The following is an 11871-nucleotide window of genomic DNA, read 5'->3' as shown; positions in this document are numbered from 1 at the left end:
GGTCGTCTGAAAAGGTTTAATGCATGGTCGCTTTGCCGTTGAGCGCGCCCATCAGGTCGTCGCCGATTAAGACGGGCAATTCGCTTTTGTGCGCCCACAATAAGAGCAACACCAGCACTTTCGCCGTATCGAGCGTGATTTCTTCGGGCGGGATGTGCATCAGGGCGTGGATGACGATTTCGCGCTGCTCGTAAGTGATGGCGCGTTCGGCAACCAGATACTGCATCAGCCCGATGACTTCCTGCGGCAGGTTTTCCACTTCCTCGTTGCAATACACGCGCAGGGCATGGCTGTCGAACGGCGCGGCGGCGAATTCGGACGTGTTGAACAACACTTCCATCATCATCAGCGTATTGCCGATTTCCGTTACGTCAAAACCTGCATCTTCCAACAGGCGGCCCAAATCCTCCGGCGGCGGGCAGTTGTCAAAATCTTGGAAGTGTTCGATGAGATAGGCGATGACTTCTGTCATGCTGGTTCCTTAATGAATGAATCGATTATGCTTTTATGCGCTGGTAGCGTCCGCCCGGCAAGGCGACGACGATGCCGTCGAGTTCGTATTCCAGCAGTCGGGCGTAAACGTCTGCCGCCGCCCATACGGTTTGTTGCGCCAATATATCGGGATGCACGGGGTCGTAACCCATGGCGTTCAGCAGCTCGTCTTCTGATGTCGGCGCGGCAACCGTATTGGCTGGGGCCGGCTGTTTTCGGACATGAAGGTCGTCTGAAAACGGCAAAACAGGTTCAGACGACGTCTCTCTGACGGCAGTGCGTTTTTCCGTTTTTTTGTTTTTCTTATTTATAGAATATGATGGAACTGCCGCATTTTGCAATAGCCCCGGACATTCGTGAAGGATGTCGTCCAAACATTCCACCAATTTCGCGCCGTCTTTAATCAGCTTGTGGCAGCCTTTGCTGTGCGGATTGTCTATCGAACCGGGAACTGCCATCACTTCCCGCCCCATCTCCGCCGCCAGCTTGGCGGTAATCAGCGAACCGGACTCCAACGCAGCCTCGACCACCAGCGTAACCTGCGACAACGCGGCAATCAGGCGGTTGCGGCGCGGGAAGTTGCCCGCAAATGGGCGCGTATCCAAAGGAAACTCGCTGACAATCAATCCTTTTTCGGCAATTTCATAGGCAAGGTTTTTATTGGACGGCGGGTAAATGCGGTCTATGCCCGTTCCCCAGACGGCGATGGTGCCGCCGCCCGCCTGCAACGCGCCTTGGTGGGCGGCGGTGTCGATACCCGAAGCCATACCCGACACGACGGGAATATCCTTTTCACTCAACGCCCTGCCAAAATCTTTAGCAATCCGCATCGCCTGCGGCGTGGCATGACGGCTACCGACAATGGCGGCGGAAGATTTGTGCAACAGTTGCACGTTACCGCGCAAAAACAAAACCGGCGGTGCGGTAATGCCCTGCGTCAGCATTTCAGGAAAATCCTTATCTTGCAGCAGCAACAAACGGCAGCCGTCCTCCGTTTCCCATTGCAACGCCGCTTCCGCAGCCTTTTGCGCCAACGCCCGTTTTTCCGCTTTGCGCCAAGATTCGGCTGCTTGCTTGTGGCGCACTATCGCGGCGATTTGCTCCGCCGGAGCATCCAGCGCGGCTTTCGCGCTGCCGAAACGTTGTAGCAGGAGCAAGAAACCCTCCGCGCCGACATAAGGCGTAAACGCCAGTTGCAGCCAGGCAAGGCGGTCGTTTTCCGTCATGAATTGTGTCCCCTTGTTGTTTTCAGACGACCTTTGTTCGGGAGGTCGTCTGAAAACGGATAAATGTCAGTATTTAAAGATAAAGCCGGCAAGCTTTAAGCCGATACAGCGTTCCCGCGCCTGATTCCGGTTTCCTGTCCGTTCACCGTCATGCGGATGCTGCCAAACAGCCGGCAGCTCGTTAGTAACTTTTGTAATATTTTTATATTCTACACGATACGGTAGAAATATCTGTTATTCAAATGATTGTCGCACGCAGCCGTGATTCCTTCTCACCCTGCACGGAAATGGCGCACTCAATAAATGAACCGGATTCGCATCAGTGAGTTGGATACGGCAAAAGCGAATAGATTAATGGCAAACAAGGTCGTCTGAAAACATACCTCGGCGTGCCGTATGCTTTCAGACGACCTTTTATCCTACTGCCGCCCTACTCTTCTGCTTTTTCCGCTGCGCTCCGGCGGGAAACGCTGATGCCTAATTGTTTGAGTTTGCGGTAGAGGTGAGTGCGCTCCAAGCCGACTTTTTGGGCGACACGGCTCATGTTTTGCCCTTCTTGGGCGATGTGGTACTCGAAATAGCGACGTTCCAACTCTTCACGCAGTTCGCGCAAAGGCATGTTGAAATTGAAACCGCCGACGATTTCAGTGGCAACCGTTGCCCGTTTTTGCCCCAATGCGGCAACGACTGCCTGCTCGTGAACTTCTTGTCCGTCCGCCTCCAGCATCAGGTTTTTCACGACGCTGCGGAGTTGGTCGAAATTGCCCGGCCAATTGTATTGACACAGGACGGTCAACGAGCCGTTGCTGAATTTGACGGGCTGGATTTTTTCGCTGTCCGCCAATTCGGTCATGACCTGGTTGACCAAGAAAGCGATGTCTTCGGATTGGCTGCGCAAAGGCGGAATGCTGATAACGTTGCCGGAGAGCAGTTCGGACAACTTGGCATCGGCAATGGCGTCTGCCGGGCTTTCATCGGCGGCATGGCTGCCGGCGACAATGACACGCACGTTGTAACGGTCTGCCTTACCGAGGATGAAGCTGATGCCGTTTTGGATGTTTTTGCTGTACTGCGCGGCATCACCAAGATAAAGCGTGCCGCCCGATGCTTTTTGCAGCAGTTCCAAAGGCGCGTCGGCAATGAGTTCGACGCGGCTGAGTCCGACCCAAGGCGTACCGCTTTTGTGGAAATAACGGGCAACGATTTCAAACGGCGAACCGGTTTCGCCGCTGAGCAGCACGGGGCCGCTTTTTTTCACGGCAGGCTCAAGCTGTTGCTTGAATTCTTGAATGGCGGGGCTGTTGCCGAGTTTATCGAAGGACAAGCCCGCCGCCATCTGCATTTCGCCGTGTTTGAGGGCGCGGTCGACGGTAGAGAGCAGCTTTTGCAGGGCAATCGGTTTTTCCAAAAAATCGAGCGCGCCGATTTTGGTGGCTTCGACGGCGGTGTCGATGCTGGCGTGTCCGCTCATCATCACCACGGGCATGTTGAGCTGTCCGTTTTTCGCCCACTCTTTGAGCAGGGTAATCCCGTCGCAGTCAGGCATCCATATGTCCAACAACACCATGGCGGGACGGGTCTGGTGGCGCAGTTGGCGCGCCTCTTCGGCGTTCTCCGCCAAAGCCACGGAATAACCTTCGTCTTGGAGGATTTCCGAGAGCAAGTCACGGATACCTACTTCGTCATCTACAATTAAAATATCACTGCTACGCATAAGTTTCTACCAATCGGGGTAAGGCTATTTTCACACACGCGCCGCCTTCGTTCTGATTGCTCAGGCTGATGCGGCCGCCGTGCTCTTCGATGATTTTCTTCACAACGGGCAATCCCAGTCCCGTACCTGTCGGTTTGTCGGTTACATACGGCTCGAAGGCATTATGCAGCATTTCCTTGCTGAAACCTTTGCCGTTGTTACAAACGGTCAATAAAACCTGTCCGTCGCTATCTTCACCGACGCTGACATTCACTTGCGGAACTTCCGCTTCTTCGGCTGCTTCCGCCGCGTTTTTGAAAATATTGTGCAACACCTGCCGCATGGCGGTGGTATCGGCGGAAATCGGCTGCGGTTTGTCGGACAAGTTCGGAACAAAGCGGCACGCCCCGCCCTCGTACAGCAGCAACACTTCTTCAACCAAGCGGTTCAAATCGTGTTTTTCAAAATTCAGCGACGGGGCGCGGGCGTAATTGCGGAAGGCTTCGACCATTTCTTTCAATGCCGCCACCTGTTTGACGATGGTGTCGGTCGAACGGCTGAGGATTTGGGCGTGTTGTTCGTCCAATTTGTCATGCAATTTCCATGCCAATCTCTCAGCGGAAAGTTGGATAGGCGTGAGCGGATTGCGGATTTCGTGTGCCAACCGCTTCGCCACTTCGCCCCATGCGGCTTCTTTCTGCGCGCGGATAAGGACGGTAATATCGTCAATCACCATCACCACGCCGTTGTCGTTGTCGTCGGGCAGGATGGTGGCTTTACCCAAGAGAATGCGCGCGTCGTCGGGGGCGGCGTATTCGACTTGGACGGGTTTGACGGCATCGGCGGTTTCCTCAATCGCGGCAAACACTTCGGCAAGCAGGGTCTGTTGCGGCGATTGTCCGCGCCAGTCGTGCCAGTTGCTGCCCCAAAGCGGCACCAATTCAATGCCCAAAATCCGTTCGGCGGCTTTGTTGAAGGTTTTCAGACGACCTTCGGCATCCAAAGTAATCACGCCCGTGGTCAAACTTTCCAACACGCATTCAAGATAGTGGCGCGCCGCTTCTTCGCGCAGGCGGTTGTGTTCGTCGGCTTCTTTGGCGATGGCAAGCTGTTCGGTCATGTGGTTGAACAACTGGGTCAACCTGCCGAATTCGTCGTTGCGGAACACGGGGCGTTTCTGGCTGAAATCGCCCTGCGCCACCGCCCTTGCACCTTCTGCCAACGACAATACTGGCTCGACGAAGCGGCGGGCAAAATACAGCGCCATCACCAAGGCAAGGAAAATCGCCAACAGCGCGGCAACCAGCAAAGTCGCCAAGAAGAAGGTTTGCAGGCCTTGTTTGGTGTAGCTCAATTCGGCGTATTTCGCCCGCGCCGCTTCAATCAGCGTCGCATCTTGCGCCACATCCTGCGGGATGGGCTGGCGGAAAAACAAGGCGTAATCGCGTCCGTTGTGCGCGCCGATCAGCATCCAGCCTTGCGCGTACAAGACATTTTCTATGTTTTCCAAACTGCGTATCGAGCCGGTCTGCTCCAGCGTATCCCATCCTTCTTTGTCGAGTTCGGGCTGGTTTAGTTTCAGCGGATTGACACTTTTCTCGGTTTTATGTGTTTTGACATCATAGAGCGAAAGTTGGGTAAAACCGCCCGATTTAGCCGCATTTGTCAGGGCTTTGCCCAAGTCGCCGTCCACAGACGCAGTGCTGATCAAGTCGATTTGCACCGGCGTAGCATTGCTGACGGCGTTGTCCACTGCCAGATTCAGCGCGGATTTGCTCAAGTTCAGACTGCGTTCGAGGGCTTCGTGGGTATCGTTGCCGAACCATGAATTAATCGTGCCGTTGATGAACTGCGCAGAAATGCCGAACAGGAACACACCCGGCAATACCGCCACCAGCGTAAACATCCCCGACAGCCGCCGCGCAATCTGCGAACCGAACACACCTTTGCTTTTGTCGCGCATGAGGAGCAGGACATAGCGCGTCAAAACCGATATCAACACCAGCATCAGCAGCGCACACAGGGCGATAATCCACCAGAAATATTCCGCCAGCGGGCTGGTACTGCCCGTTGCTATGGTCAGTCCGTAAAGCAGTCCCACCGCCGCCAACACGGCAATCAGGAGAAAGCGGCGCATGGTTTACTCCTGAGAGATGGTCAGAGACTTCCAGCCGGAATCCAAGTGCCAGTTTTTAGAAGTCAATGCGTTGATTTGGAAGGGCTTGGGCAGCTTCGCCGTCGAGAGCAGCAGGCGGATTTCGGCTTGCGTGTCTTTCGCTGCAACGCCGCTTAACGCGCCTTTGGACAGCACTTTCCAGTTGGCGACCGCCCCTACGCCGCGCAAGGCGGTCTCAAGCGTGTCGTATTCGGTGGAAAACGTGCCGACGGTTATGCGGTAGCGGTTGGTCAGCGGATGGAAGGAAAGTTTGTAGTGGATGGTGTTGTCGCTGTTGAGCAACTGGTCAAACTTGAAGCGGTAAGACGGCATGGAAGGCGCAGAAAGCTGCCAGCTCAAAGTGAAATTCAACGGCACACCCTGCCGGAGCGCCTGTTTGAGCTGGTCGGGCAAATCGGTGCGGAAACGGCTGCTGACGGAAAGCTGTCCGGTTTCGGTCAGCTTCGCCTCGGAGCGGGTCACGCTGATGCCCTCCGCCGCCGCATTCAGCGACAGGGCGAGCAACAGCGTTCCAAACAGCCGTTTACTGCTTTTTGATAAGCGCGTAATAAAAGCCATCTTGATGTTTGTTCGGTAAAAGCACACGCGATTCGATCAGCTCGGCATCGGCGTGGCGGTTGAGGAATTTTTGCAACTGAACGTCGTTTTCTTCGACGAACACCGAGCAGGTGGCAAGCAGCATTCTGCCGTTTTTCGTCAGGGTTTGCCAAAGCGCGTCCAGCAATGCCTCCTGCTGACGGGCGGTTTTGGCGGCATCGGTCGGACGGCGCAGCCATTTTACGTCGGGATTGCGCCGCGCTACACCCGAAGCGGTACACGGCACATCGGCAAGGATGGCGTCGAAAGGCTTTCCATCATACCACGCCGCCAAGTCCTGCGCATCGGCGCAAGTCAGAGCGGTCGTCTGAAACCCCAAACGGTCAAGATTATCCTTCACTCTTTTCAGACGACCCTCGTCTATATCCAAAGCGGTAACATGACAATCCGCCAATTCCAACATATGCCCTGTTTTCCCGCCCGGTGCGGCGCACGCATCTAAAATCCGTTCACCGTTTTGAGGGTTTAACAAATACGCCGCCTGTTGCGCGCCGAAATCCTGCACCGACACAAGCCCTTCGGCAAAACTGGGCAGCCGGCTGACGGGAACTGCCTCGTCCAACGTTACCGCATATTCGTCCAACGCCCTAGCCGCAATGCCTTCTGCCGCCAGCTTTTCCAAATACGATTCGGCATTGCCGTGGCGGCGGTTGACCCGCAGCGTCATCGGCGGATGCGATTGCAGCGCGGTAGTGATATTGTGCCAGTGTTTCGGATAATGGTTTTTCAGGTATGCCACCCACCACAGCGGCAGGTTGTGTTTCGCCACATCGTCTTTTTTGCACGAAGCCTCCAGCTTCTCCCGCTCGCGCAAAAAACGCCGCAAAATCGCGTTGGCAAACGAGCGGAACTGTCCGCGCCCGATTTTCGCGATGCTCTCCACCGCCTCGTTGACCACCGCATGAGGCGCGTTGCGCGTGTAATGCAGTTGGTACATCGCCGCCAAAAGCAGGCTTTCGAGCTGCGGATTGTCAATCGGCTTTTTCAGCATCTGCGCGAGCATATGTTTCAAACTGCCCAAATAACGCTGGCAGCCGTAGGCAATATCCTGCAACGCGCCGTTTTCCTGCGCCGTCAGCTCGGGATGCGCTGCGCGGATTTGCGCCAACACATCCTGAAGGTTGCGCCCTTCGGCGACTGCCGCAATGCTGTCGGCGGCGAGTTTTTGGGCGAGGGACATACTCATAAATTCAATTCCTTAAATGACTGCTTCGGTTCGATTTGTTCGTTAAAAATGTAAACGCCGCACAAGCGGTTCGGGCGGTGTTCGGGGCAAGATTCAAATTGTGTTAATCCGATTGCCCGCTCATGACAATATCCATATAGTCCGTTCTTTTCAACACACATAAGGATTCATCATGAATTTACGCTTCCTTTCCCTGCTTGCCGTTTCCGCCGCACTCGTTTCCGGCAGTCTGACCGCCGCAGCGGCACCGCACAAACATTCCCGCTCCATCTCCCAAGCGCAAGCCGTTAAAATCGCCAAGAAACGCGTCGGCGGCGGCCGCGTTACCGACATCGACCACAGCGACGGACGCTGGGAAATCGAAATCCGCAGAGGCTGCACCGAATACGATGTGGACGTTTCTTCACAAAGCGGACGCGTCATCAAAGTGGATACCGACAACCACTGCGACGATTAATGGATTCTTAAGGAAGCCGGACTACTGCATGTCCGGCTTTTCTGTTTTCAGACGACCTCAAACTTGCCTAAGGTCGTCTGAAAACATTTTATCTGCCGTTTTGCCTGATTTGGGACTTTCAGACGACCGCCCCGTCCCGTTCCAACAGTGCCCGATAACGTTCGGCATCCTGCGGCGAATAGCAACAGAAAACGATTTTTTCGACAGTCGGACACTGCGGCAAAGTTTTTTTCAAAATCACCAAAGCGGTTTCAGCGGCCAAATCGGCAGGAAAACGGTACACGCCTGTACTGATGCAGGGGAAGGCGATGCTGCGGATGCCGTGTTCTTGCGCCAGCAGCAGCGAATTTTGATACGCCTCCGCCAGCTTGACCGCTTCGCTGCGGTGTCCGCCGAACCAAACCGGCCCAACGGTGTGAATCACAAATTTCGCCGGCAACCGATAACCTTGGGTAATTTTCGCTTCGCCCGTGCGGCAGCCGTTCAACTGCCTACACTCTTCCAGCAATTCCCGCCCCGCCGCGCGGTGAATCGCGCCGTCCACTCCGCCGCCGCCCAACAACGAGGAATTGGCGGCGTTCACGATGGCATCGACTTCAAGTTTCGTAATATCGCCTTCGACTACTTCAAACACTGCCATGATCTGCTCCTAAACGTGGGGAATCTTGTCGTCAGTTCAACAAAACCAAATGTTTCCCTACTGATATTTTCAGACGACCTCTAAGCTATCCGAAGAAAGGTCGTCTGAAAATTAATGAGTCTGCAAACGGCTTCTACAAAACCGTTCCAACCTCAATCTTGTGCCCCGCCGCAAACGCCGCAATCGGCATCCGTTTGCTGCCGGAAGGCTGCAATTCGGTAATCTTCAACGCGTTCTCGCCGCAGGCAACGACCAAGCCGTCAGCCGAACAAGACAACACTTCACCCGCCCTGCCCTGTTGTGCCACTACTTCAGCCCGCCAGATTTTCATCGGCTTGCCTTGATATTCCACCCACGCAGCGGGAACGGGGTTGAAGGCGCGGATTTTGCGTTCAATCACTGCCGCACTTTCGTTCCAATCGATACGCGCTTCTTCTTTGCTTAATTTTTGCGCGTAAGTCACGCCTTCTTCGGGCTGTTTGACGCTTTTCAGACGACCCTCTGCCTTTAATTGTTGCAAATCAGCAACAATAGCCTCCGCACCGAGGTTCATCAGCGCGTCGTGTACTTCATTCGCCGTATCGGTCGATTGAATGGCGTAACGGTGTTCGCTGACCACATCGCCGGTGTCCAAACCGATGTCCATCTGCATGATGCACACGCCCGTCTCGGCATCGCCTGCTTCAATCGCTCGCTGAATCGGCGCCGCACCGCGCCAACGGGGCAGCAGCGAGGCGTGGATGTTGAGGCAGCCGTGTTTCGGCGTATCCAACACGTCTTGCGGCAAAATCAGTCCGTAGGCGGCAACGACCATCACGTCGGCCTCGACCTCTTCGAGCATTTGCAGGGCTTCGGCGTTGTTGCGCAGTTTTTCAGGCTGCGCTACGCGCAAACCCAATTCCAATGCGGCCTGCTTCACGGGAGACGGGGCAAGCTGCATCCCGCGTCCTTTGGGACGGTCGGGCTGGGTCAACACCAGCGGGATTTCAAAACCGGCGGCGGCTATGGCTTTTAAGGCGGCAGCGGCAAAATCGGGCGTACCGGCGAAGATGACTTTCATGGAGAAACTCCTTGGAAATGGGTTTCAGACGACCTCTGTACCGCAACGGCAAGCTTGTCTCCGTCTGACGGAAAGGAACAGATTACGGGATACGGCTGTTACTGTTTCTAACCACTATCTTAAAAGAATAGGCAAACATTGCGACAGGTCGTCTGAAAGTTTGAAAAACAACGGCTTGCTGCCGCTTCCCTCTTTCAGACGACCTGTCCAACCGTAATCATTCGGCTTTTAGATGGTGTGTTTCTGACGTTTTTTCAGTTTGGTCTTAATCCGACCCTGCTTGAGCTGAGACAGGCGTTCGACAAAAACGATGCCCATCAGGTGATCCAACTCGTGCTGCACGCAAATCGCCAACAGCCCGTCCGCCTCCAGCGTGAATTTCTCGCCTTTTTCGTTCAAAGCCTCGACCTTGACGCGTTCGGCGCGGGTAACGGTGTCGTAAATGCCCGGCACGGACAGGCAGCCTTCTTCGTAAGTGGTTTCGCCGTCTTTTTCAACAATGACGGGGTTGATGAACACGCGCGGCTCGCTGCGGTCTTCGGTCAAATCCATCACGACGACGCGCTCGTGCACATCGACCTGCGTCGCCGCCAAACCGATGCCGCGCGCTTCGTACATGGTTTCAAACATATCGGCAACCAGCTTTTGGATGCGCTCATCGACTTTTTCGACAGGCTTTGCCACAGTGTGCAGTCGCTCGTCGGGGTATTGCAGGATATTCAGTAAAGCCATAATTTTCTCTTCGTTTTTCAATACTTGGGACGCGCATTCAAACGCATCCGGCAGCAGATTGTGTGTGTTTTCATACAAATTTTGCGTCTGTCTTCACAATTCCCGTGATGACACTAACATTCAATGATAAAATATGTACCAATGAATTTCCGTTCAATGCGCACGAAACGCCCATTGACGTTTTTTAAAGGGGGACGGCGGTTTTTGCAAACTCCCGGCCATTTCATTTTCTCCGTTTATCATTTAAAGACAAACCGAATCAATTTCAAGGGGAACGGTTATGCAACAACGTATTATAACCCTGCTTTGTGTTGCGGGCATGGCAATTTCCGCCCACACTCAAGCAGCTTCATTAAAAGTGCGCCCCGATGCGCCGCAACGCTACGTCGTGAAAAACGGCGACACACTCTGGAGCATCTCCGGCAAATATCTGTACAGCCCGTGGCAGTGGAACCGCCTTTGGGGCGCAAATCGCGGCGAAATCCGCAATCCGCATCTGATCTATCCGGGTCAAGTGTTGGTTTTGCGCTACGTCAACGGCCGCCCGCAACTGGGCTTCGAAAACGGCTCCACCGGCAATGACGGCATCCCCGTCATCAAGCTCAGCCCGCGCGTTCGTGAAACCTCTTCAGGCTACGGTATCCAAACCGTCAACGTGAACTTCTACCGCATGTTCATGCAACACCCGCAGTTCATCGACCAAATGAAGACCCAAGACGCACCGCGCCTGATCGACGGCCCTGACAACCGCATCATGTACAGCAAAGGCGAACGCGTGTACGCCTACGGCGTTACCGAACCTGGCCGCTATCTGGTTTACCGCGCCGTCAAAGACCTGACCGATCCCGATACCCGCAAATACCTCGGACAAGAAGTCGTCTTCAGCGGCATCGTCAGCACCCTGCCCTACACCAACAGCGCGCTGGACTCCGCCTCCGACGAAGACCGCAAATACCTGAAAGACGGCGAATACTACACCCGCCTGCATCCACTGGCGAAAGTACCGACCCAAACCGCGCAGCCTATGATTGTGGAAGAAGCCGTTTCCGAAATCCGCAAAGGCGACTTCCTGCTGAAAATGGACGGCGAAACCGAGCCCTTCCAAATCATGCCGCACGCGCCGACGCAACACATCGACGGTAAAGTCATCTCCATCCTCGACGGTGTACACGAAGCCGGACAATTCCAAACCGTTACTCTGAACAAAGGTTCCGCCGACGGCTTGGACAAAGGCACGGTCTTGAGCATTTACAAACGCGACCGCCAAGTGAAAGTTGATTTGGAAGACGGCAAAAAAGGCCGTAAGAACATCGTTAAATATGTTTCCATCCCTGCCGAAGAAACCGCATTGGCTATGGTATACCGCACCGGCGAACATCTGTCGTCCGCCATCATTTTGGAAAACCTGACCAGCATCAACATCGGCGACACCGTATCCGAACCAGGCCGCGACCTGGACAACATGTCTGACGACAAACCGCACGTCCGCAACGAGCCGCAAGATTCCCACGATACGGAGCACAACCAATACAATATCCACAGCAACATCAATAAATATTGATAAATTGCCGGCAACACAACGTCGTCTGAAAATTTCAGACGACGTTTTTTT

Annotated in this window: 10 protein-coding genes and 2 pseudogenes; 2 read left to right on the top strand and 10 right to left on the bottom strand. The window is 54.6% G+C overall.

Annotated features, from left to right (window positions below):
* Nucleotides 1-16: 16 nt before the first annotated feature.
* The 7 genes and pseudogenes from ACMYUL_RS07510 to rsmB form a co-directional block, all read right to left on the bottom strand.
* Complete coding sequence (locus tag ACMYUL_RS07510; protein ID WP_060974740.1) at nucleotides 17-472, bottom strand: DUF494 family protein; 456 nt, start codon at nucleotides 470-472, stop codon at nucleotides 17-19.
* A 25-nt stretch (nucleotides 473-497) separates the two neighbouring features.
* Nucleotides 498-653: pseudogene (locus ACMYUL_RS07505) on the bottom strand (DNA-protecting protein DprA); the annotation flags it as partial.
* 141 nt (nucleotides 654-794) lie between these two features.
* Nucleotides 795-1718: pseudogene (gene dprA, locus ACMYUL_RS07500) on the bottom strand (DNA-processing protein DprA); the annotation flags it as partial.
* Nucleotides 1719-2148: 430 nt separating this feature from the next.
* Entirely contained in the window at nucleotides 2149-3432 is a 1284-nt protein-coding gene (locus ACMYUL_RS07495) for a sigma-54-dependent transcriptional regulator (RefSeq protein WP_003763191.1), read from the bottom strand.
* Nucleotides 3425-5548: an ATP-binding protein gene (locus ACMYUL_RS07490; RefSeq protein ID WP_415769724.1), complete on the bottom strand. Its 2124-nt coding sequence runs from the start codon at nucleotides 5546-5548 to the stop codon at nucleotides 3425-3427. Before ACMYUL_RS07490 ends, ACMYUL_RS07495 begins: the two co-directional genes overlap by 8 nt.
* Before the next feature lie 3 nt (nucleotides 5549-5551).
* Nucleotides 5552-6145 carry a DUF4390 domain-containing protein gene (locus ACMYUL_RS07485; RefSeq protein ID WP_003742625.1) on the bottom strand — a complete coding sequence of 198 codons (594 nt, stop codon included), beginning with the start codon at nucleotides 6143-6145 and terminating at the stop codon, nucleotides 5552-5554.
* Nucleotides 6111-7370, bottom strand: coding sequence for a 16S rRNA (cytosine(967)-C(5))-methyltransferase RsmB (rsmB, locus tag ACMYUL_RS07480; protein ID WP_415769722.1), 1260 nt, complete (start codon nucleotides 7368-7370; stop codon nucleotides 6111-6113). The genes ACMYUL_RS07485 and rsmB overlap by 35 nt, the downstream gene beginning before the upstream one ends.
* 172 nt (nucleotides 7371-7542) lie before the next feature.
* Here rsmB and ACMYUL_RS07475 point away from each other — a divergent pair, with 172 nt between their 5' ends.
* Nucleotides 7543-7827: a PepSY domain-containing protein gene (locus tag ACMYUL_RS07475; protein WP_308861361.1), complete on the top strand. Its 285-nt coding sequence runs from the start codon at nucleotides 7543-7545 to the stop codon at nucleotides 7825-7827.
* 118 nt (nucleotides 7828-7945) lie between these two features.
* Here the strand turns inward: ACMYUL_RS07475 and ACMYUL_RS07470 are convergent, their stop codons facing one another.
* From ACMYUL_RS07470 to def, 3 genes are all read right to left on the bottom strand, one after another.
* Nucleotides 7946-8467 (bottom strand): O-acetyl-ADP-ribose deacetylase, encoded by a 522-nt coding sequence (locus tag ACMYUL_RS07470; RefSeq protein ID WP_415769720.1) that lies wholly within the window; start codon nucleotides 8465-8467, stop codon nucleotides 7946-7948.
* A 133-nt stretch (nucleotides 8468-8600) separates the two neighbouring features.
* Nucleotides 8601-9527 carry a methionyl-tRNA formyltransferase gene (fmt, locus tag ACMYUL_RS07465; RefSeq protein WP_016688302.1) on the bottom strand — a complete coding sequence of 309 codons (927 nt, stop codon included), beginning with the start codon at nucleotides 9525-9527 and terminating at the stop codon, nucleotides 8601-8603.
* A 228-nt stretch (nucleotides 9528-9755) separates the two neighbouring features.
* Nucleotides 9756-10259: a peptide deformylase gene (gene def, locus ACMYUL_RS07460; RefSeq protein ID WP_016688303.1), complete on the bottom strand. Its 504-nt coding sequence runs from the start codon at nucleotides 10257-10259 to the stop codon at nucleotides 9756-9758.
* A gap of 280 nt (nucleotides 10260-10539) precedes the next feature.
* Here def and ACMYUL_RS07455 point away from each other — a divergent pair, with 280 nt between their 5' ends.
* A complete protein-coding gene (locus tag ACMYUL_RS07455; protein WP_070513916.1) occupies nucleotides 10540-11820 on the top strand; it encodes a LysM peptidoglycan-binding domain-containing protein in 1281 nt (426 codons plus the stop codon).
* Nucleotides 11821-11871: the final 51 nt, after the last annotated feature.

It is taken from the genome of Neisseria sp. CP9, assembly GCF_047758525.1.
Taxonomy (GTDB): domain Bacteria; phylum Pseudomonadota; class Gammaproteobacteria; order Burkholderiales; family Neisseriaceae; genus Neisseria.
The sequence above is the reverse complement of the archived record's forward strand: the minus strand, read 5'-3'. Positions and strand labels throughout refer to the sequence as shown.